Origin of the sequence: Bradyrhizobium campsiandrae (genome assembly GCF_014529705.1) — a bacterium.
GTDB lineage: Bacteria > Pseudomonadota > Alphaproteobacteria > Rhizobiales > Xanthobacteraceae > Bradyrhizobium > Bradyrhizobium campsiandrae.
This window is the reverse complement of sequence record NZ_JAANIH010000076.1, coordinates 1-21,240: the sequence shown is the minus strand read 5'-3', so window position 1 is coordinate 21,240 and position 21,240 is coordinate 1. Positions and strand designations below refer to the sequence as shown.

The 21,240-nt window shown below is 63.7% G+C and carries 22 protein-coding genes and 1 tRNA gene; 17 read left to right on the top strand and 6 right to left on the bottom strand.

Annotation, left to right across the window (positions count from 1 at the left end):
• Positions 1-588 precede the first annotated feature (588 nt).
• Entirely contained in the window at positions 589-1,695 is a 1,107-nt protein-coding gene (locus G8O24_RS36325; protein WP_188107329.1) for an FRG domain-containing protein, read from the bottom strand.
• A gap of 356 nt (positions 1,696-2,051) precedes the next feature.
• On the opposite strand from G8O24_RS36325, the gene G8O24_RS36320 reads away from it, so the two are divergent.
• Positions 2,052-2,405, top strand: coding sequence for a hypothetical protein (locus G8O24_RS36320; RefSeq protein WP_188107328.1), 354 nt, complete (start codon positions 2,052-2,054; stop codon positions 2,403-2,405).
• Between the two features lie 72 nt (positions 2,406-2,477).
• On the opposite strand, the gene G8O24_RS36315 is transcribed toward G8O24_RS36320, so the two are convergent.
• Entirely contained in the window at positions 2,478-3,539 is a 1,062-nt protein-coding gene (locus G8O24_RS36315; protein ID WP_188107327.1) for a polysaccharide deacetylase family protein, read from the bottom strand.
• A 255-nt stretch (positions 3,540-3,794) separates the two neighbouring features.
• On the opposite strand from G8O24_RS36315, the gene G8O24_RS36310 reads away from it, so the two are divergent.
• Positions 3,795-4,103: a hypothetical protein gene (locus G8O24_RS36310; protein ID WP_188107326.1), complete on the top strand. Its 309-nt coding sequence runs from the start codon at positions 3,795-3,797 to the stop codon at positions 4,101-4,103.
• A 152-nt stretch (positions 4,104-4,255) separates the two neighbouring features.
• Positions 4,256-4,468, top strand: a complete 213-nt coding sequence (locus G8O24_RS36305; protein ID WP_188107325.1) for a cysteine rich repeat-containing protein — start codon at positions 4,256-4,258, stop codon at positions 4,466-4,468.
• Positions 4,469-4,493: 25 nt separating this feature from the next.
• On the opposite strand, the gene G8O24_RS36300 is transcribed toward G8O24_RS36305, so the two are convergent.
• Complete coding sequence (locus tag G8O24_RS36300; protein ID WP_188107324.1) at positions 4,494-6,182, bottom strand: MFS transporter; 1,689 nt, start codon at positions 6,180-6,182, stop codon at positions 4,494-4,496.
• A 138-nt stretch (positions 6,183-6,320) separates the two neighbouring features.
• On the opposite strand from G8O24_RS36300, the gene G8O24_RS36295 reads away from it, so the two are divergent.
• The 7 genes from G8O24_RS36295 to G8O24_RS36265 all read left to right on the top strand — a co-directional run bounded on the left by G8O24_RS36295 (position 6,321) and on the right by G8O24_RS36265 (position 14,175).
• Positions 6,321-7,703 carry a hydrolase gene (locus G8O24_RS36295; RefSeq protein WP_188107323.1) on the top strand — a complete coding sequence of 461 codons (1,383 nt, stop codon included), beginning with the start codon at positions 6,321-6,323 and terminating at the stop codon, positions 7,701-7,703.
• Positions 7,704-7,755: 52 nt separating this feature from the next.
• Positions 7,756-9,123, top strand: a complete 1,368-nt coding sequence (locus G8O24_RS36290) for a cytochrome P450 (RefSeq protein ID WP_188107322.1) — start codon at positions 7,756-7,758, stop codon at positions 9,121-9,123.
• A gap of 50 nt (positions 9,124-9,173) precedes the next feature.
• Positions 9,174-10,583, top strand: coding sequence for an adenylate/guanylate cyclase domain-containing protein (locus G8O24_RS36285; RefSeq protein WP_188107321.1), 1,410 nt, complete (start codon positions 9,174-9,176; stop codon positions 10,581-10,583).
• A 265-nt stretch (positions 10,584-10,848) separates the two neighbouring features.
• Complete coding sequence (locus tag G8O24_RS36280) at positions 10,849-11,334, top strand: tellurite resistance TerB family protein (RefSeq protein ID WP_188107320.1); 486 nt, start codon at positions 10,849-10,851, stop codon at positions 11,332-11,334.
• A gap of 228 nt (positions 11,335-11,562) precedes the next feature.
• The gene (locus G8O24_RS36275; protein ID WP_188107319.1) at positions 11,563-12,342 is read left to right on the top strand and encodes an SDR family NAD(P)-dependent oxidoreductase; all 780 of its coding nucleotides are present in this window, start codon (positions 11,563-11,565) and stop codon (positions 12,340-12,342) included.
• 126 nt (positions 12,343-12,468) lie between these two features.
• On the top strand, positions 12,469-13,263 hold the full coding sequence (locus G8O24_RS36270) for a glutamine amidotransferase (protein ID WP_188107318.1): 795 nt from the start codon (positions 12,469-12,471) through the stop codon (positions 13,261-13,263).
• Positions 13,264-13,362: 99 nt separating this feature from the next.
• Positions 13,363-14,175 carry an enoyl-CoA hydratase gene (locus G8O24_RS36265; protein ID WP_188107317.1) on the top strand — a complete coding sequence of 271 codons (813 nt, stop codon included), beginning with the start codon at positions 13,363-13,365 and terminating at the stop codon, positions 14,173-14,175.
• Positions 14,176-14,288: 113 nt separating this feature from the next.
• Here the strand turns inward: G8O24_RS36265 and G8O24_RS36260 are convergent.
• Positions 14,289-14,364: transfer RNA gene (locus G8O24_RS36260), tRNA-Ala, on the bottom strand.
• Positions 14,365-14,562: 198 nt separating this feature from the next.
• On the opposite strand from G8O24_RS36260, the gene G8O24_RS36255 reads away from it, so the two are divergent.
• Genes G8O24_RS36255 through folD form a run of 3 tightly spaced genes read left to right on the top strand, consistent with a single transcriptional unit; the run spans position 14,563 to position 16,113 of the window.
• Complete coding sequence (locus tag G8O24_RS36255; RefSeq protein ID WP_188107316.1) at positions 14,563-14,853, top strand: YggT family protein; 291 nt, start codon at positions 14,563-14,565, stop codon at positions 14,851-14,853.
• A gap of 38 nt (positions 14,854-14,891) precedes the next feature.
• Entirely contained in the window at positions 14,892-15,227 is a 336-nt protein-coding gene (locus tag G8O24_RS36250; RefSeq protein ID WP_188107315.1) for a DUF167 domain-containing protein, read from the top strand.
• A gap of 1 nt (position 15,228) precedes the next feature.
• Positions 15,229-16,113, top strand: a complete 885-nt coding sequence (gene folD, locus G8O24_RS36245) for a bifunctional methylenetetrahydrofolate dehydrogenase/methenyltetrahydrofolate cyclohydrolase FolD (RefSeq protein ID WP_188107314.1) — start codon at positions 15,229-15,231, stop codon at positions 16,111-16,113.
• A 193-nt stretch (positions 16,114-16,306) separates the two neighbouring features.
• On the opposite strand, the gene ppa is transcribed toward folD, so the two are convergent.
• Both ppa and G8O24_RS36235 read right to left on the bottom strand, forming a co-directional pair.
• Positions 16,307-16,843: an inorganic diphosphatase gene (gene ppa, locus G8O24_RS36240; RefSeq protein WP_188107313.1), complete on the bottom strand. Its 537-nt coding sequence runs from the start codon at positions 16,841-16,843 to the stop codon at positions 16,307-16,309.
• Between the two features lie 229 nt (positions 16,844-17,072).
• Positions 17,073-17,582 (bottom strand): GNAT family N-acetyltransferase, encoded by a 510-nt coding sequence (locus G8O24_RS36235; protein ID WP_128949012.1) that lies wholly within the window; start codon positions 17,580-17,582, stop codon positions 17,073-17,075.
• A gap of 266 nt (positions 17,583-17,848) precedes the next feature.
• On the opposite strand from G8O24_RS36235, the gene G8O24_RS36230 reads away from it, so the two are divergent.
• The 4 genes from G8O24_RS36230 to G8O24_RS36215 are packed head-to-tail and all read left to right on the top strand — an operon-like array spanning position 17,849 to position 20,938.
• A complete protein-coding gene (locus G8O24_RS36230) occupies positions 17,849-18,739 on the top strand; it encodes a dienelactone hydrolase family protein (RefSeq protein WP_188107312.1) in 891 nt (296 codons plus the stop codon).
• Positions 18,736-19,203: a DUF2269 family protein gene (locus G8O24_RS36225; RefSeq protein ID WP_188107311.1), complete on the top strand. Its 468-nt coding sequence runs from the start codon at positions 18,736-18,738 to the stop codon at positions 19,201-19,203. The genes G8O24_RS36230 and G8O24_RS36225 overlap by 4 nt, the downstream gene beginning before the upstream one ends.
• Before the next feature lie 8 nt (positions 19,204-19,211).
• Entirely contained in the window at positions 19,212-20,531 is a 1,320-nt protein-coding gene (locus G8O24_RS36220; protein ID WP_188107310.1) for an SDR family oxidoreductase, read from the top strand.
• Entirely contained in the window at positions 20,531-20,938 is a 408-nt protein-coding gene (locus G8O24_RS36215) for a thiol-disulfide oxidoreductase DCC family protein (protein ID WP_188107309.1), read from the top strand. Before G8O24_RS36220 ends, G8O24_RS36215 begins: the two co-directional genes overlap by 1 nt.
• Positions 20,939-21,240 lie beyond the last annotated feature (302 nt).

Below are 21,240 nucleotides of genomic sequence, written 5' to 3'. Positions count from 1 at the left end.
CGCCCAAGTCCATCTCAGAGCGATTCCGATAGGTACGATAAACGTACGTTCGCGCCTACTCGTGGTGCTGATGCGCGTGATTATTGCGGTGATGGTTTTGATGGTGGTTTTGGCTCTAGTGCTGAGAGCACAGTGGATGTAACCAGTTTCGTTACATCGAGTGCTTTACAGAACCATTTGCTTGCCTAGTGTATGACAACGCGTTGTAGGACGAATCGTCCTAATGCAAAGACAAACGGCCCGAAGGGTTTCCCCAACGAGCCGTTTGCTGGTCCCGTCAGGTGTTACTGACGTGGATCGCCACGGGCGAGCGGAGCCGGATCGGACTTGGCAGTTGACCGGCTCTGCCGCCACGAATGCGAATCGGGCGTGCCGATTCACCCTCAGACTCTCCGGGAGAAAGGTCCCGGTTTCAAGGGATAGCGTCTCGGTTCCCCACGATTTACAGGCAATTCGTGGTGGATACGTCACTTCCGCTCAAAGACTCTTGGCCGCCGCGCCAAACATGAAGTCGCTGGTTTGCCGTCGTTAAGCGTAAATCGGCCGCCCCCGCTCATTCCGCCGTAGTCCCGCGCTTGCTCGGCTGAACTATAGTTCGAAATTCTGTTCCTTCATTTGCTCGCATGCGCCATCAAGTCCCGGAAATAGCGATCCGGCTGTGATGCCCATCATTGCAAGCTCTTGCATGACCTGACTTCTCTCGGTTGTCGGCAAGTCGATGACGCGCAGATAGGTCTTGCTTCGCTGTCGTTCTTCCCAATCCACGAAGTGCTCTATGTCATTCAGATTTGTGATGGACGATAGCGCCTGCTGAGGGATCATCCGGGGATTGTTCAGTGCAAGCGCTTTCAGAAAAGTCAGGTGTGGAGGCGTCAGTGTCAACATCTGAACTCGCGTGTGATCATTTTGCCATTCCTGCAGATCAAAAACGAATACGCGAGCAAATTTTTCAGCGCTCTGATCCGCTTTTCGAACACCTCGAAAAGCAAAGAAGGCTGCAATGTAGGGAGAATGTGTCCAGTCCAGCAGGGGGGTCGGATATCCGTGATGTTGAGCAAGGCTATGAAAAGCTGCATTCTCGACATCATTCTCGATGTAGAAGCGATGAGCGGTCAGGCCGGTTAAATGCCCATGCAGTTGAGGAATGTCGTCCTGCACGAACCTCATTAAATCGTATCGGCCGTGCCGGTGGAACGCGGTCACGAGCTTCCATTTGCTGCTCTGCTGACCCCGGAAAACGAACCGACGCGGTTCCAGCGAAGCCGCAAACTCTCGGAATTGAGGCCAACTTTTGACGTCGGCGATAGGAGCTCGACTGCTTGGGTCCGACGCCGGCAGCCGTAACAGTTGGGCGCTTCCGTTTGTGCCGATGGGAGTTGTCCAAACAAGCTTAAGGTCGTCTCCACTAAAGTCCCAACTTGTCTTCAGGTGTGGACTGAGCGTGACGTTCGGGAAGTTGCCCTTGATCTGATCCCAGTCTTCCATGCGGCCGTTGACGATCGGCTGAACAATCAGATCTAAATCAAACCTGTCGTTCTTATTTGGTGTACGCACCCATGCCACTAGCGAGGGCAGCTGCGGATCATCGGAAAAAGCATATGCGCGCCCTTCCAAGTGATCGCCCCTGTCGTCGAGCTCAACGAGCGCGCGTCCCTTGTTTGTGCCGCTGAAGTTGCCGATCCATTGCCCTGACATAAGTCTACCTCACTCGGCGAACGGCGCCGATCTCACCATATTATATTCATGATGCCGCCGCTGGCGCGCTCCAGCACAAGAGACATCCGGCAATAGACGCCCGCTCGATGAGGCTGACGGTCTCAAAATCGCGCGCAAAATCCAAAGATAATCTAAATCGTTAGCTATGGTGTGGCCCCTTCTTCCGGGACCCGCACCTCAAGCATCCGACCGTCACGACCCGACCCGCGTACGTCAGGCTTGCGTCGCTGCGGGTGTTGCTGAAATCGGAAACGAGCGCGAGCGTGATTTCCATCACATCACCTTGTGCGGCATCCCCCTACTCTCCCCCTCTCGCAAACACGGGGAGATTTCACATGCGCAAGATCATTCTGGTTGCCGCCATGGTTCTCGTCTCGGCCTCTGCACAGGCCGGCGGTGCGCGCAGCCTCTCGCAGGCCACGGCCAATGAACAGGCTGCGCCAGCGGCCGCGCCGACAACTCCAATGACTCAAACGAGCGAAGTCGCGCCTGTCGCTGACGCGCCGACATATGTCGATCGGCCGCCGGCGGTTTCGACCACGGCGCCGGCCGCGGCAACCCCGACCACGTCCGCGCCTGCCGCGACCAAACATTCACCGAAGACGGCGAAGGCCGACAAGCCCCGGCACAAGAAGTGGACCGAAGGCCGCATCATCGCCGAGCTGCATCGTCACGGCATTTATTGGTAAGCGACGCGCCAGATCTCAAAACAAAAATGGCCGGGCTGAGCCCGGCCATCATGCTTTCCGAGAAAGACGCGTTCAGCGCTGCGAGACCGTCTGCACCACGCTGGAGACCGGGCGTCCGTTCGTTGCACCGGCCGCCGGCACCTTCAACTCCTTGAGGATGGCGTCGTCGTATTCGGGCAGCGAATCGAACGTGGTCTTGGCCTTGATCTGCACGACCTTGTAGCCGCCGGCCTTGAGACGGGCGAGCAGCGTCGGCAGTGCTTCGCCGGTGCGCTTCTGGAAGTCGTGCATCAGGATGATGCCCTTGCCGAGCTTGTCGAGCTTGGTCATCACGTTGCTGACGATCTTGTCCGGCGTGTTCTCCTTGCGGAAATCGAAGGAGTCGATGTCGGTCGAGAAGATTCCGAGGTTGCGGGTGCCGAGATAGCTCACCAGCGCCGGGCTCTGCGACAGCTGCGGGAAGCGGAAGAACGGCGACGGATTGGTGCCGAGCGCCCATTTCACCGCGCTGAAGCCCTTCTCGATTTCGTCCTTGGCCTGCTGCTCCGTCATCTTCTTGCCGGCGAGATTGACGTGCGACCAGGTGTGCGTGCCCACGGTGTGGCCCTGTGCGAGAACCTGGCGCAGGATCTCCGGATGCCAGGTGGCGTGCTTTCCGACCGAGAAGAACAGACCCTTGGTGCATTCGTCGGCGAGGGCCTTCAGCACGGCCGGCGTGTTGTGCGGCCAGGGACTGTCGTCGAAGGTCAGCACGACCTCCTTGTCCGCGAGGAAGTCAAACTGCTTGTACTGCTCGAAGCCGAAGCCGGGACCGCCGGTGGTGTCGATTTCGACCACCCGCGAGACGCCCAATGCGTTCGGATTGGTGCAGCTCGTGGTTTGCTGAACCGGGGCCGGTGCGGGCGCCGGGGCCGGAGCGGCGGCAGCAGCGACGGGTTTGCCGGCGATCGCCGCGGTGGTCTCGACGTCATCCCTGGCGGCGAGCTTGGCCTGGGCCGGCAGAGGATCGGCGGCACGGGCAGCTGTTGTCTTGGGGGCGCCCTGGTCGGCGCGTGAGGAATAAAAGTACCAACCTCCGGCGATCACGACCGCCGCAAGGACACTGGCCAGCATCAGGCCCAACGCATTACGCATCGCTACTCTTTCCAAATACGCAACCAAACCAGCGGAATTGCCCGCGCGACGAGCCATTAATGCGAAGGAACAGTTAACGTGACACCAACACGACAGCGGACGCGGAGGAATTTCAGAGGGGTGCGCCAAAGTGACCGATGTCACAGAGGGTGCGTTGCCCGTGACGGTCATCACAGTGGAAACGACTTTCCTGGAGCATGGTCGCTCCCATCAACAACGGGCTCCGCTTACGGCGGTGCCAATGGGAGCTTCAAAATGACCAAGTTCTGCTCTGACAAGTTCTTCTCTGCCAAACTCCGCGACACCAGCCTGGCTCTGGGCTTTGCCGCCCTGGTCTCGATCATCTCCACCACATCGAGCTTCGCCTTCTCGGCCGAAGCGCAGCAGATGTGCACCGGCGATGCCTTCCGCCTGTGCTCCTCGGAAATCCCCAACATCCCGAAGATCACGGCGTGCATGATGAAGCATCGCACGGATCTGAGCGCCGGCTGCCGCGCGGTGATGGACAAGGACCTCGCCAAGGGCGCCTCCCGCAAGGTCGCTGACGTCCAGGACGGCCAGTAAGAGTGTGCTGCAAAGCTCCCGCGTGATGTGCCCCGGCGTCAGGCCGGGGCTCACGGCGACACGAGGCAGACTGTCAACAAAAGCCGTTGCGGCCTGGGGATCGTCGCACTAGCTTCGCCCGCACATCTTTCGGGTATGAGGCATTCCACGCGATGACCAGATTTCTTTGCATTGTTTCGTTGGTTCTGTGCGCATCGGGCGCGTCCGCGCAGCAGCCCGGCCACGATGCCTGCGCGCGCGACGTCACGCGCTTCTGCCGCGCCGTGATGAACAACGGCGACGGTGCCGTGCTCGCCTGCCTGAAGGAGCACCGCGCTCGCCTCAGCAAGGCCTGCGACAAGGTGCTGACCGAGCACGGGCAGTAACTCTCTTCGTCGGGAGACGGCGGAGTTACGTGCTGCTGCCCGCCGCGGTCGCGACCACAGGAAGCACATCGGCGCCGGCGCGGTCCGGCGTCTCATCCTTCCAGCGCACCGAGCCGAACGGCCGCTCCAGCATGCGGCGGATCCGCACCGGCTCGGGGCCGACATGGAAATCGATCGCCTGCTGATGCAGCGCGCGTTCGGACTGGGTCGACCGGTTGCGCTGGCGCAAATAGTCGAACCAGGTCGGGCAGTGATAGCGCTCGGTCCACAATTCCGGATCGGCAATGTCGCGCGCGATCGACCAGCCATAGGCGCCGTTGCGCTGCCGGGAGAGCTGCACGTCCTGCATCACATTGTGGAAGGCGCGCGCATTCTCCTGGGCCACGCGATATTCGATCTCGACCACCAGCGGTCCGCTGCGGCCCGTCAGCGACAGCTTCACCTCGGGGTCGGCCAGCACGTCGGCATCCTCGTTGCGGGCGCCGACCCGCGGCATCGCAAGCCAGAGTCCCAGCAGCGGCGAGACCAGCATCAGGCCGGCGGCCGTGAGCAGCGCGACCTCGACGCCGGCATAGTCGGTGAGATGGCCCCAGCCCCAGGCGCCGATGGCGATGCCGCCCGATATCGAGGCCTGGAATGCGGCAAGCGAGCGGCCGGCGACCCAGCGCGGCGCCGACAGCTGCACGCCGATGTTGAACAGTGCGACGGCGGCCATCCACACCGCGCCGGCCAGCACCAGCGCGGTCGCGGTCAGCACCGGTTCGCTCGAGAGCGCCAGCGCCGCCATCGCGAACGCCATCGAGATCGTGCAGGCGCGGATCGCGGCCTCGCCGCTCATGCGCTTGCGCAGCTCGTGAATGTTGAGCGCGCCGACCACCGCGCCCATGCCGAAGGCGCCGAGCATGATGCCGTAGGTCTGTGCGCCGCCATGCAGGAGGTCGCGCGCGACCAGCGGCATCAGCGCCATCACGGCGCCGCCGATCAAGCCCATCACCAGCGTCCGCAGCAGCACGATCTTGATCGGCGGCGAATTGGTGATGTAGCGGAAGCCCGAGACCATGGCGCGATTGAGCTTCTCCCGCGGCAGGCGCGACGGCTCGACCGAGCGGCGCCAGAGCAGCAGCACCACCAGCAGCGGCAGATAGAGGATCGCGTTGCAGGCGAATGCAGCCACCGCGCCGGCGGCGGCGACGATGACGCCGCCGACCGCGGGGCCGAAGCTCCGCGCGATGTTGTAGCTGATGCCGTTCAGCGCCACCGCCGACGGCAGTGCGTCCGGCGGCACCTGCTCGCTGACGGACGACTGCCAGGCCGGTCCGAACAGCGCATTGCCGCTGCCGACGACGAAGCAGAAGGCGAGCAGCGATTCCGGGGCGATCAGCTGGAGCCCGGCGAGGATCGTGAGCGCGGACGCGCCGGTCAGCGCGATGATCAGTGCGACCAGCGTCACGATGCGCCGGTCGTACATGTCGGCGATGGCGCCCGCGGGCATCGAGATCAGCATGATCGGCAGCATCAGGGCGGTCTGCACCAGCGCCACCTTGTCCGCCGAGGCCGCCATCTGCGTCATCGCCCAGGCCGCGCCCACGCCCTGGATCAGGAGGCCGAGATTGGAGAGCAGGCTGGCGAGCCAGATGCGCCGGAATACGGTGTACCGCAGGGGCGCCGTGATGCCGTCGGCGGAACGTCTCTGGCGCTTGGTCTGCTCGGTCATATCCTCTTCCAACTTGTCTGGCAGAACTGGCTTGAATGATTCCGGCATCTTCAGTGATGCCTGCGAAAGTCCTTCGCTGTCCAGTGGTTAGGCCGCTATAAGCGGTGCAAAGAGGCGGGTTTTACCGGGGAGGAACAGATGACGCTGTCACGACGGACGATCCTGCAAGGTGCGGGTGGCCTCGCTTTCGCAGCCGCGAACTTCCGGATCGAGGCGCTGGCGCAAACGCAGCCGGCAGCCCAGAGCACGGACAAGGGCTCCGAGGCTCCGCCGATCCTGTTCGTCCACGGCAATGGCGACTACGACGCGCTTTGGATGACGACGCTGTGGCGGATGGAATCCAACGGCATCGCGCGCGGCCGCATGATGGCGATCAATTTCACCAATCCCACGGCGCGCACCGACGACACGGTCGAGCAGGCCAACCGCTCCTCGACCGAGGAGCAGCGGCGCGAGCTTGCCGCCGCCATCGCGGACCTGAAGCGCCACACCGGTGCGGCGCGCGTGGCGCTGGTCGGCAATTCGCGCGGCGGCAATTCCATTCGCAACGTCATCAAGAACGGCGGCGGCGCTGATGTCAGTCACGCGGTCCTGTGCGGCACGCCCAATCACGGCGTGTTTGCGCTCGACGATCTGCTCGGCAGCGAGTTCAACGGGCGCGGTCCTTTCCTGCGCGGCTTGAACGACGGCGACAGCGAGGTGACGCCGGGCACGGCTTTCCTCACCCTGCGCAGCGACGGCATGGACAAATATGCGCAGCCCGATGGCCGCTTCATGGGCAAGCCCGGCGTGCCGACCAATGTCACCTTCGAGGGACCGGAGCTGAAGGGCGCGACCAATCTCGTGCTCGGCACGATCGATCATCGCGAGACCGCGTATCACCCGCGTGCGTTCCGCGAGATCTACAAGTTCATCGCCGGCCGCGAGCCCGCGCGCATCGCGATCACGCCGGAGCGGAGCGTCCGCCTCGGCGGCTTGGTCACCGGCGCAGTGGACGGGGTGCCGACCAACCGTCCGGTGGCGGGGGCAGTGGTGGAGGTCCATCACGTCGACCGCGAGAGCGGTGAGCGCAGGGGCGATGTCGTGTGCCGCTTCACCACGGGCGCCGACGGCCGCTGGGGGCCAGCCGAGGTCGATCCCACTTCGCCGCTCGAAATCGTCCTGACCGCGCCGGACGCGCCGATCACGCACTTCTATCGTTCGCCTTTTCCGCGCTCCTCCGACGTCGTGCATCTGCGCGCCGCGCGCCCGTTCATGCCGGCTGACAACGATGCCGGCGCGGTGGTGATCATGTCGCGCCCGCGCGGCTATTTCGGCCTGCCGCGCGACACCGTCCTGTTCGACGGCCAGGAGCCTGCCGACGTCCATTCGGGCGTGCCCACCGATGCGACAGCGACCCTGCGCCTTCCGGCCAGCGACGTCGGGCGTAACGTCGTGGCCCAGTTCAACGAAGAACGAATTGTGGCGCGCGTCTGGCCGGCCTCCGAGAACAGGATTGCGATTGCCGAACTGACTTACTAGCTATTGACCTGCGCGCAGGCCTTGACTGCGACGCGATCTGCGGGAGAGAGCCATGAACATCGCCAGCGTGCGGCGGCCCATCATCCCCCCGACCCCGCCGCGCGCGCCGGACAATCTGTCGTTCTTCGGCCGGCTTGCCGTGATCAGGCAGAACATGATCGCGACCTGGGGGCAGCGCGCCTATGAGGAGGAGATCATCCAGGGCCGCTTCTTCCTGCACAAGAGTTTCATCCTGAACCGGCCCGACGCGATCCGGCACGTCCTGCTCAGCAATTACGAGAACTACACACGGACGCCGGCCGGCATCCGCATGCTGCGCCCGGTGCTGGGTGAGGGTCTGCTGCTCGCCGAAGGCCACGCCTGGACCTTTCAACGGCGCACGCTGTCGCCGGCCTTTACGCCGCGCGCCACCGCCAACCTCGTTCCGCACATGACGGCGGTGCTCGACGAGACCATCGCGAAGCTGGATGCGCGCACCAACGAGCCGGTCGACCTGCGCGAGATCATGCAGCGCATGACGCTGGAGATTGCCGGCCGCACGATGTTCTCGTTCGGCATGGACCGGCACGGCCCGACCTTGCGCAACTTCGTCATGGAATATGGCGAACGGCTCGGCCGGGCCTATTTCCTCGACATGGTGCTGCCGGTGTCGTGGCCGACGCCTATGGACCGGGCCCGTGCCCGCTTCCGCACGCGCTGGACCGAATTCGTCGCGATGCTGATCGCCGAGCGTCGCGCGGCGGGCAAGAAGGACGGCGCCCCGCCGCGCGATCTGTTCGATCTCATGGATGAGGCGCGCGACCCCGACACCGGCAAGGGCTTTTCCGACGCCCAGCTCGTCGACGAGGTCGCGACCATGATCCTGGCGGGTCATGAGACCACCGCCACCGCGCTGTTCTGGGCGCTCTATCTGCTTGCGCTCGATCCCGACACGCAAGAGGAGGTTGCCTCCGAGACGCGTGGCGAGCATCTCGACAGCATCGCCGATATCGACCGGCAGAAATTCACCCGGGCCGTGATCGACGAGACCATGCGGCTCTATCCGCCGGCGTTCCTGATCGCGCGGGCGGCGCGCGACAAGGACAACGTGGCCGGAGCTGCGGTCAGCAAGGGCGACATCATCATGATCGCGCCCTGGCTGCTGCACCGGCACGAGAAGCTGTGGGATCAGCCGAACGCCTTCATTCCCAAACGCTTCATGTCGAAAGAGCCGCCCGACCGCTTCGCCTATTTGCCGTTCGGCGCCGGTCCCCGCGTCTGCATTGGCGCGCCGTTTGCACAGGCCGAATCCGTGCTGGCGCTGGCCCGTTTGATCGGCGCGTTCCGCGTCGAGCTGGCCGACAGAAATCCGGTGATCCCGCATGGTGTCGTCACGACCCAGCCGGATCGCTCACCCTTGTTCAGCATCACGCGTCGGTGACAGGCGATCGCCTGGCCGACGGCGTGATCCAGCAGAGATAGAGTTACGCCATGAGCGACATCCAGGCCCAGTTCTCCGTTCTCAAGCAGACGGCCGATCCTGCCGTCGTCGAGGCCATTGCCGAACTGATCGCCAAGGGCCACGATCGCGATCTCAATCGTGTCAACGCGCTGGATTTTGCCGATCGCACCGGGCTCGATCAGGAAAAGGTCATTTCCGGATTCCTGCATGCCTCGCGGCTCGGCCTGTTCGACATGAGCTGGAACGTGCTGTGTCCCGGCTGCGGCGGGGTTTTGGGCGCACATGCGACGCTGAAATCGTTGAAGCACGAAGACTACAATTGCGCGCTTTGTGCCGCGGGATACGAAGCATCCGTCGATGAGATGGTCGAGGTCGCCTTTACCGTCAGTCCGCGGGTCCGCCGCATCGGCGCCCACGATCCCGACACGCTGCCGATCTGGGAATATGTGCGGCAGATGTTCTGGAGCTCCGGCGTCGACATCAACGAAGAGGCCTTCTCGCGCCTGATCAACGAGGTGACGCTCGAAGCGCTGGAATTGCCTGCCGGCGAAAAGGCCATCCTCTCACTGAACCTGCCCAGCCAGTTCATCATCGTGTTCGAGCCGGTCACCCATTCCGCCCATTTCCTGGACGTTCAGGGCGAGCCGACCAGCGAGCGCCAGCAGCTTTCGATCATGTTCAACAAGCTGGAGGCGCCGACCGGGACCACCGTGGTGCGCCCCGGGCCGTTGCGACTGACACTCGAGAACCAATCGGGCGGTCGCGTGCTGCCCTCGGTCTGGATTGCCGCTGACGCGCTGCACGAGATGATCGGCAAGCGCAAGCCGATCCTGACCGCCAAGAGGATGCTGTCGAACCAGACTTTCCGCGACGTCTTCAAGGCCGACAACCTCAATGTCGATCAGCGGTTGAAGATCACCTCGCTGACGTTCCTGTTCACCGACCTGAAGGGCTCGACCGCGCTCTACGAGCGGGTCGGCGACCTCAGCGCCTTTGATCTGGTGCGCGCGCACTTCCGAGCGCTGCTCGAGATCATCGCCGCCGAGAAGGGCGCCGTCGTCAAGACGATTGGCGATGCGGTGATGGCGACCTTCGTCAGGCCCGAACATGCGATCAGCGCGGGGCTGCGCATGCGCGCGGCCATGGATGAGCTCAACAAGCAGCGCGGCGCCAATGATCTCGTTCTCAAGATCGGCATCCACGAAGGCCCGTGTCTCGCCGTGATGCTGAACGAGCGGCAGGATTATTTCGGCCAGACCGTCAACATCGCTGCACGCGTGCAGAGCCTGTCGACCGCGCAGGAGATCCACATCACCGGTCCAGTTCTGGATGCGCCGGCGGTGGCCGAGATCCTGCAGCGGCGCGAGATCAAGCCGATCCAGAAGCAGGCGGCGCTGCGCGGCATCGCCGACAAGATGGTGGTGTACGAGATACCGTGATGGGTCGATCGGTGGCCGCCACGCTCTCCGTCATTGCGAGCGCAGCGAAGCAATCCAGAATCCCTCCTCGGTGGCAGCCTGGATTGCTTCGCTGCACTCGCAATGACGCTGTGGAGGCAGCCCGGCCATGACGGAGAGACCAGATTGCCGAAACGTAATGCAGCGCGCGGAACTGACGCACGTTGCGCCGGTTGGGTTTCCCGCTCATATAATGCTGGTAGCCGCGTGCTTCCCTCGCGGCGTCATCGATTTCGGTAGGACCCTTATGCTCGACGGCCTGCGCCAATTCATTGCCGACATTGTTGCTCCCCATGCCGAGGACCGTGCATTCGGCGAAAGCGATTACCGACTGGCGGCAACCGCTCTGCTGGTCCACGTGGTGTCGCTGGACGGCCAGCCGACGCAGGCCGAGCAGCGCAAGCTGCACAGCCTGATCGAAAGCCATTTCAAGCTCGATCGGGGCACCGCCGATCGGCTGATCGCAGACGCGACGGAGGTCGAGGGCGAGGCGGTCGACCTCTATCACTTCACCAGCGTGATCATGCGCTCGCTCGACGAAGCGGGTCGCAAACGCATCGTTCAGATGATGTGGGAGCTGGTCTATGCCGATGGCCAGGTCACCGAATTCGAGGACAACGTCGTCTGGCGTGCCTCCGACCTGCTCGGAATTTCCCAGCGCGACCGTATCGATCTCAAGCACGCGGTTGCGGAGCGCGCTGGCGAGGTCAAGGACAGCGCCGTCGGCGGCTGAGCCATTGGCCGCGCCGTGGTCGCCTGACGTGCGGACCACATGACGAAATTTTAATGTGGGGTCCGCACGTCCCGGTTCGGGAATCCCCTGAAAATCTACGGTTTTTCCCGCCTTCCTGTTATCGGCTCAAGCTGCCATGCTGTGGGCGCCGCTTGCTTGTCGCGCGCGGCCTATGCTCCAGTTCCGCCGTTCCAGGGCCAAAAAACGTCAATTCAAGAGTTTGAAATCGTGACTGAGCGGGTAACGTTGATCACCGGTGCCTCGGCAGGCATCGGTACGGAGCTGGCGCGTGTGTTTGCCGCGAACGGACACCGTTTGGCGCTGACAGCGCGACGTGTCGACCGGCTCGAGGCGCTCGCGAGCGAGCTCACCTCCAAATGCGGCAGGAAGCCGATCGTGATCGCCTGCGATCTCCAGCAGGCCGACGCCGGCGAAAAAATCGCCGCCGCGCTTGCCGCCGAACAGGTCGAGCTCGACAATCTCGTCAACAATGCCGGCTTCGGCGTATTCGGCGATGCCATCGAGCGCGATCGCGACGAGCAGGTGGGCATCGTCGATGTCAATGTCCGGGCGCTGACCGATCTGTCGCTGCGCTTTGCCGATCAGCTCGTCAGGAACAAGGGCGGCCTGCTCAATGTCGGCTCCGTTGCCGGTTTCCTGCCGGGGCCCGGCATGGCCGTGTATTACGCGTCCAAGGCCTATGTGATTTCGCTCACCGAGGCGCTGCGGGCGGAACTCGCGCCGCGCGGCGTTCGCGTCACCGTGCTCTGCCCGGGGCCGGTGCAAACTGAATTCCAGGGGCGTGCTGGCGTCGGCTCCGGGCATGATACGGCCATCCTCAACGTCTCGGCCGCCGACGTTGCGCGGCAGGCCTATCGCGGCCTGATGGCGAACAAACGCGCAGTGCTGCCGGGGCTCGGCATCAAGATTGTGCCGTTCGCGCTGCGGTTCTTTCCGCGCGGCTTCATCCTGTCCGCCACCAGCCGGTTCCAGCGGCAGAGACATTAGCGAACGCCCCAAAGGCTCCGTACTGGCCCGGAGCTTGCTTCAGGGGCGTGTGTGCGCAAACTCACATGATGTTAACCTTCGCTTAGCTATGCTGGCGCCTTGAACCGATAGCACTCGCAAAAGGCCATGTCGTTTCGGACGGACAGGTTTGGTGGCGCGGAATTGGTGCCCTTCCCGAGAAGGACGCCGAGCGCGCCCGCCGCCGAACCGCTTCTGCCGGTTCTGATCGTCCTGCACCAGGAATCCTCCACACCGGGCCGCGTTGGCAATGCGCTGCGCGCGCTCGGCCATTGCTTGGACATTCGCAGGCCGCGCTTCGGCGATCCCCTTCCTGATACGCTCGACCGGCATGCGGGCGCCGTGATCTTCGGCGGCCCCATGAGCGCCAATGATTCGGATGATTACGTCAGGCGCGAGATCGACTGGATCGAAGTTCCGCTCCGTGAGCAGCGGCCGTTTCTCGGCATTTGCTTGGGCGCACAGATGCTGGCGATGCAACTCGGCGCCCGCGTCGCGCCGCATCGGGAGGCGCTGACCCAGATCGGCTATTATCCGATCCGCCCGACGGCGGCGGGCCACGCGCTTTGTCCGCACTGGCCGGCGCAGGTCTATCACTGGCATCGGGAAGGTTTTCAGTTGCCGCGAGGCGCCGAACTGCTGGCGGAAGGCGACGACTTCCCGAACCAGGCGTTCCGGACCGGCAACGCCTTCGGCGTGCAGTTTCATCCCGACGTGACCTACGCCATGATGCATTGCTGGACCACGCGCGGCTATGACGGGCTCAGCGCGCCGGGCGCTCGCGAGCGGCATCATCATTTCGCGGACCGCGCCGTCTACGACGCCGCGGAGCGTGCCTGGCTCGATCATTTCATCGACGGTTGGCTGGCGCGCCGGCCGGTGCTGGCTCAAGCCGCCGAATAATCGCGCCTCCACGCAAGCCCTCGCCCTGTTCCTCACTATGCTAGTCTCGCGGTTAACGAGCGCGCACGAACGCGCGCCGGCGAACAACGGGAGAGCGCGATGGCCTATGAGCACATTCTCTATGAGGTGAGCGATAGAATCGCGACCATCACGCTCAATCGCCCCGACCGCATGAATGCGTGGACGCCTGTCATGGAGCGCGATGTGCGCCACGCGATGGAAACCTCGAGCGCCGATGACAATGTCCGCGTCATCGTGCTGACAGGCGCGGGCCGGGCGTTTTGTGCCGGCGCCGACATGGACGCGCTGAAGGGGCTCGACCCCAACGACGTCAGGCGCGCCTCGAACCTGCCGCCCTTCGACATGAACCGCCGGCCGGACTGGCAGACGCGCTACGGTTTCTATCCGTCGATCGGCAAGCCTGTCATCGCCATGCTCAATGGCGCGACCGCCGGCATCGGCCTCGTCCATGCGCTCTATTGCGACCTGCGCTTTGCCGCCGACAACACCGTGTTCACGACCGCCTTCGCGCGGCGCGGCCTGATCGCCGAGCACGGCATCAGCTGGATGCTGCCGCGCATCGTCGGCCATGCCAATGCGATGGATCTCCTGCTCTCGGCACGCCGCGTTTCGAGCGAAGAGGCGCTGCGAATCGGTCTGGTCAACCGGCTCTGCGCACCAGAAAAGCTGCGCGAGGAGACCTACGCCTATGCGCGCGATCTCGCCGATTTCGTCTCGCCGAGCGCAATGGCGGTGATCAAGCGCCAGCTTTACGAAGTGCCGTTCCAGACGCTGGCCGAGGCCACGATCGAGGCCAACAGGGAGATGATGGTGGCGCTGAACGGGAGCGATTTCCCCGAGGGGGTTGCGAGCTTCATGGAGAAGCGGCCGCCACGGTTTACGGGGAGGTAGGGGCTTCGGAGGGAGGAAACAGTCCGTCTTCGCCCTTTGGGCTTCGCCGGACACCACGCTTCGTCCATCGGGCTCTGCGCGGCTGCGCCACGCGTAGCCCGAAGGGCCAAGCGTGGTGGAGCCAGGCGGGATCGAACCGCCGACCTCGTCATTGCGAACGACGCGCTCTCCCAGCTGAGCTATGGCCCCTTTGCTGGCCGCTCTGGTAAACGCGGCCGACAACCGGGCGCCATTTAAGTCCCCGCCAAGGTCAAGTCAAGGACGGGAGTAAGGGGGTTTTAGCCATCAGGGCACCGACTTCCCTTGTTTGGGCGGGGGGGAACCGATATCTAGCCATGATCACCCAAACACTGCCCCAATGACACAGGCCCAGAGAGTGCTTCGCTGATGCGCCCGATAGTCTTCATTCTGATCCAGATCATCAATCTGTATATCTATCTGCTGATCGCGTCGGCAATCCTGTCCTGGTTGATCGCGTTCAACGTCGTGAATACCCGCAACCAGTTCGTCGGCGCGGTCTGGGAGTTTCTCTATCGGATTACCGAGCCTGTCCTCGGGCCCATCAGGCGCAGGCTGCCCAACATGGGCGGCCTCGATGTCTCTCCGATCGTCGCCTTTTTCGTGCTCTGGCTGATCCAGCTCTATCTCGCCGAGTACGTCTATCCGAACGTGCCCTAATTTAGCCAGCGGAACCGTGGCGGAGCCTTGATGGCCTCTTGAGCGAACCTTGGCGCATCTCCACGACGGGCATCAGCATCGCGTTGCGGGTGACGCCGCGAGGCGGACGCGACGGCATCGACGGGGTCGAGCAGCTTTCGGACGGCCGCAGCGTGCTCAAGCTGCGTGTGCGTGCCGTTGCCGATGGTGGCGAGGCCAATCGCGCCGTTCTGGCGCTGCTGGCGAAGTCGCTTGGTGTGCCCAAGGCCAGCGTCAGCCTGCTGTCGGGAGCGACGTCGCGGCTGAAGCAGGTTGCCGTTGCGGGTGACTCGGCTCGGCTTGTCGAGGCATTGCGCGAGATCGCATCGGTCAAATCGAAGGATTTGGGGAACTGACATGACGGCCAGCATCATCGACGGAAAAGTCATCGCCGCGGACCTTCGCGCCCGCGTTGCCGACGAGGTCGCCCGCGTCAAGCGCGACCACAATCTGGTGCCCGGTCTCGCCGTGGTTCTGGTCGGTCATGATCCCGCCAGCGAGGTCTATGTCCGCTCGAAGCACAAGCAGACCCAGGCCGCCGGCATGGCATCGTTCGAGCACAAGCTGCCGGCGGACGTCGCGCAGGCGGATCTGCTGGCTCTCGTTGCCAAGCTCAATCGCGATCCCGCCGTGCACGGCATTCTGGTGCAGCTGCCGCTGCCCAAGGGCCTCGACACCGAAGCGGTGATCAATGCCATCGACCCCGCCAAGGATGTCGACGGCCTGCATCCGAACAATGCCGGCCGGCTCGCCGGCGGCTTCCAGGCGCTGTCGCCCTGCACGCCGCTCGGCTGCATCATCCTGACCAAGAGCGTGCACCCCTCGCTCGAGGGCATGAACGCCATCGTGATCGGCCGCTCCAATCTGGTCGGCCGGCCCCTGGTGCAATTGCTGCTGAACGAGAACGCCACGGTGACGATCGCGCATTCGCGCTCCCGCGACCTGCCCGCGCTCGTGAAGCAGGCTGACCTCGTCTATGCCGCGGTCGGCCGGCCCGAGATGGTGCGCGGCGACTGGCTGAAGCCGGGTGCGACCGTGATCGACGTCGGCATCAACCGCATTCCGCAGGACGACGGCAAGACCCGCCTCGTCGGCGATGTCGCCTATCAGGAGGCGCTTGGCGTTGCCGGTGCGGTGACCCCGGTGCCCGGCGGCGTCGGCCAGATGACGGTCGCTTGCCTGCTGGTGAACACGCTGCGCGCAGCTTGCGCGATTGCAGGCCTGCCGAAGCCGGCGGTGTAGCTTTTCTTAACCTCGCCCCGCTTGCGGGGAGAGGTCGGATTGCGAAGCAATCCGGGTGAGGAGGTACAGGTCCGTCGGCAGGGTAGCGCGCGGAGAGAGGCCCCTCACCCCAACCCTCTCAGCGCGAGCGAAGCTCGTCGCGGCCCCGTAAGAACGGGGCGAGGGAGCGGACCTTTGTCCGAGTGTCGAAAGCTCACCCCTTCTTTTTCTTCTCGCGCTCGATGCCTTCGAGGATCAGCTTCGCGGCCTCCTCCGGGCCGCCCCAGCGCAGGATCTTCACCCACTTGCCCTTCTCGAGATCCTTGTAGTGCTCGAAGAAGTGCTGGATCTGCTGCAGCGTGATGTCGGGCAGGTCGGAATACGACTTCACCTTGTCGTAGCGCTGCGTCAGCTTCGAGGACGGCACGGCCAGAATCTTCTCGTCGCCGCCGGCCTCGTCCTCCATGAACAGCACGCCGACCGGGCGGACGCTCATGACGGCGCCGGGGATGATGGCGCGGGTGTTGATGATCAGGACGTCGCAGGGATCACCGTCGTCGGACAGCGTGTGCGGGATGAAGCCGTAATTGCCGGGGTAACGCATCGGCGTGTAGAGGAAGCGGTCGACGACAAGCGTGCCGGCCTCCTTGTCCATCTCGTATTTGATCGGCTCGCCCCCCACAGGGACTTCGATGATGACGTTAACGTCGTGGGGGACGTTCTTCCCGATCGAGACCGCATCGATACGCATTAGAAAGGCTCCAATATTGCCGGCGTGAAATCTCGCCCGGCAGCGATTTTGGCGCTGTCATACGCGGGCTTGGCCCGCCGATCCATCGTGTTTTTGTGAAATAATGAATCCGGCGATCACCGGCGCAAAAGGCGGGCGGTATCGCCGGACGGAAAACGTCGCCGACTAAACTTTCAGCAGCTCAATTGGTCGAAATCTGAATTCGTCCGACTCGCAATTGGTCCGAATCTCAATTCGTCCAAGCGAAGGCAACCTTGTCGAGCGCCTTCGGCCCGAAGCGCTCCGAGGAACGCGCCACCATGCGGCCGCCCAGGGCCCGGTAGAACTCAGTGGCGGGATCGTTGTCCGAGAGCGCCCACACCACCATGCTCTTCAGATTGCTCTGCATGAGGTCGCGGCGGGCGGCGGCGAACAGGCGGCGGCCGAAGCCGAGGCCCTGAAACTCGGGCCGCAAATAGAGTTCGTAGATCTCGCCGTCGAAATGCAGGCTGCGGGCACGGTTGCGCCCGTAGTTCGCATAGCCTGCGATCTTGTCGCCGAACACGAGCACGCTGACGCGGCTGCCCTTGCGGATCGCGCTGTCCCACCACTGCGGACCGCGGCGGTTGATCAGCTTCTCCAGCTCGGCGCCGGGGATGATGCCCTGATAGGCAGAGCGCCAGGCTTCGTCATGGGTGGACGCCACCGCAGTTGCATCTGCAGCTTTGGCCGGCCGGACCTCGATCAGGGTTGTGCTCATGAACGCGATCAAACCAAGTCGCCGCGCCGGCGGCAAGACCTATCGTTAATTATCGGTTAACCTGTGGACTTTCTGCATCAGTATTTTAACCATGCTGTGCCGAAAAAAGACAAGACGCCATTTCCAGCAGCACCGGCGTGCCCTGCGTCGGTGCAAAACTGCTTTGCGACAACGAATGAACCGCAATGGCAGCGCAGAAAGTCCGCCCCAGATGATTCGTTCCTACTAGTGTGGCCGCCCTTGTCCGTGCTCGCTTCCGGCAATTCATGCGACTGTTCAACCTCCTTGCACTCCTGCCTCTGCTGATCGCGTCGCCTGTGTGCGCACAGGTCACGTTCGGGCCGTCGGGCGCGGAAGGTGAGCCGTTTCGCCGTCAGGACTGGCGCGTACCATCACCGGATACCGACGTCGCCGCGCGCGCGCTGCTGTTTCGCCCCGCAGGCACTGGTCCGTTCCGGCTTGCGGTGATCGCCCATGCCTCGACGCAGAACGTGCTGCGTCGCGCGCAAATGCCGCAGCCGGACTATCGCGCGCTGGCAGCCTTTCTCGTCGCGCGCGGCTTTGCCGTGCTGGTGCCGGAGCGGCTCGGCCACGGCGCGACCGGCGGTCGCTATGTCGAGGACCAGGGCGGCTGCGACGAAGCGGATTATGTCCGCGCGGGCCGCGCCACCGCAGAGCAAATTTCGCTCGCCCTCAGCTATCTGCAAAAGCAGGATTTTATTCGTAAGGACGCCGCGGTCGTGATCGGTCATTCGGCAGGCGGGTGGGGCGCGCTGGCGCTTGCGAATGCGGATCCCGAACAGATTTCCGGCATCATCGCCTTTGCACCCGGCCGCGGCGGCCACGCCAATGACGAGCCGAACAAGCTCTGTGCGCCGCATACGCTGCTTGCGGCCGCGGCTGAATTCGGCAAGACGGCGCGCATTCCTGTCGTCTCCCTGGTCGCGGCGAATGACAGCTATTTCACGCCGGCATTCTCGAAAAGCCTGGCGGAAGCGTTTCGCAGCGGGGGCGGCAGGGACGATGTTCGCACGCTGCCATCAGTCGGCAGCGAGGGCCATTGGATGATCGAAACCGAAGCAGGCGTAAAGGCCGCAAGCCGCGAACTCGGACGTGCGCTGAACTTGCCCGGGCGAACAGCGACAAAGAAGCCATGACGCTGTATTTCCTGGTCAAATATCTGCATGTGCTCGGTGCCATTGTCATCCTCGGCACCGGATCAGGCATCGCCTTCTTCATGCTGATGGCGCATCGCACCGGCAACGCCGACTTCATCGCGCGAACGGCCTCGGTGGTGGTGATCGCGGATGCGATCTTCACGCTGTCGGCCGTAATCCTGCAGCCGGTCACGGGTGGATTGCTGTTGATGCTCTCGGCTACCTCGATCACCGAACACTGGATCCTCGCCTCGCTCGCGCTCTATGTCATCGCAGGGTTGTTCTGGATCCCCGTCGTTTTCATGCAGATCGCGATGCGCGATCTCGCGCGCAAGGCCGCCGATCAGCGCGCCGGCTTGCCGGGCCGCTATTTCGTGCTGTTTCGCCGCTGGTTCGCGTTCGGCTTTCCCGGCTTCGGCGCGACGATGGCGATCCTGTGGCTCATGATCGCAAAGCCGTTCTGAGGGAGCCGATGAACCAGCGAACCATTTTGGTGCTCGGCGCCTCCGGCCTGATCGGCCGCTTCGTCACTGACGATCTGCGTGCCAAAGGCTTTCGCGTGGTCGGTCTCGCGCGAAAGCTGTCGCCGGCGCAGAAGATGAGCGCGCTCGATATCGAGCTTCCGATCCTCTCGCGCGATGCCGCCGCGCTGACACGCCTGCTGAGCGAGCACGCGGTGGATGTCGTCGTGAACTGCCTTGGCGTGCTCCAGGATGGCCCCGGCAGCGACACCCACGCCGTGCATCGCGATTTCGTCGCGCGCCTGCTTTCAGCCATCGCTGCAAGCGGCCGTGCGATCCGGCTGGTGCACATCTCGATTCCCGGCACCGCGGACGGCGATCGCACCGCCTTTGCCACGACCAAGCGCGAGGCGGAGCGGCTGATTGCAGCCTCCGACATTCCCCACGCCATCCTGCGGCCCGGCTTCGTGATTGCGCCGTCAGCCTACGGCGGCAGCGCCATGCTGCGCGCGCTCGCCGCGTTCCCGCTGGATCTTCCGGCGAAGGAAATGGCAACGCCTTTCCAGCCTGTTGCCGTCGAGGATATTTCGGCCAGCATCGCCTGGCTGGCCAAGCGCGACGTCGACGATGCGTCCGTCAAGGCGGTGAGCTGGGACCTGATGCAATCCGAGCCGGTCACGATGGCCGAGGTCGTCAAGCAGTTTCGCCTTGCATTCGGCACGGCCGGATGGCCGCATGTCGCAATGCCGTCCTTCATGCTCGATCTCGGCGCAAGATTTGGCGATCTCGCCAGCGCGCTCGGCTGGATGTCGCCGATGCGCTCCACCGCCATCGCCGAGCTTCGCCGCGGCGTAGCTGGCGATCCCTCGGCATGGACCGCCGCCACCGGCCTCGTGCCGAGGACGCTGATGGATACGATCGGGCGCCATCCCGCCACCGTCCAGGACAAATGGTTTGCGCGTCTGTTCCTGATCAAGCCGATGATCTTCGCAAGCCTGGTCCTGTTCTGGCTGGTGTCCGGTTTCATCGCCCTGTTGGTGTCCTACCGGGCCGCAGCCGGGATCCTGACCGCGCACAATTTTCCGCCCGCATTGGTCGATCCCATCACGATAGGCACCAGCCTGATGGACATGAGCATCGGCGTGCTGATCGCCTTCCGCCGCACGGCCGCGATTGGCTTGGTTGCGGGCATCGTCGCCTCGCTCGGCTATATGTTTGGTGCTGCGATCCTCACGCCGGATCTCTGGATCGAGCCGCTCGGCGCACTCGTCAAGACGGGACCCGCGATCGTGCTGATGCTGGTCGCGCTGTCGATGCTGGACAATCGCTGATGGCTAGATGGCCCGACGACGACGTGATCCTGTACGACGGCGTCTGCATCTTCTGCTCGCGCTGGGTGCGGTTCGTCGCGGCGCGCGACAAAGCGAAGCGATTCCGTTTCACTCCGATCCAGTCGGAGTATGGCGCGAAGCTCGCGCGGACCTTCGGCATCGACCCTGACGATCCTGACACGAACGCCGTCATCCATGGCGGTGAAGCGTTCATGAAATCGGACGCGGCGCTGACAGTGCTGTCGCTGCTTCCCGGCTGGGGTTGGGTGCGGATGCTGTTCGCTGTGCCGAAGTTGCTGCGCGACCCCTTCTACAGCCTGATCGCGCGCAATCGCTATAGCATCTTCGGCAAGTACGATTCATGCTTCGTGCCGGATGCCGATTTGCGGGCGCGGGTGATCGAGTGACTCGACAGCGGCGCCACAAACTCAGTGTCGTCCCGGCGAAGGCCGGGACCCATAACCACCGGACGGAGTTTGGCGAAGGCCAGCAGTTAGGATAGTCCGCGGTACTGCGATCGTGGTTGATCGATAGATCACGCGGTATGGGTCCCGGCCTTCGCCGGGACGACACGTGAGAGAGACTAAATGTTTAGTCCCGGGCTTTGATGGTGCATCCTTATCGCACGATTCGAAGGAAGCGCTATGGGACAAGTTTTACACGGCTGCGCCACCACGACGGAGGCGGTCCGTCGAGCAATACAAAATAG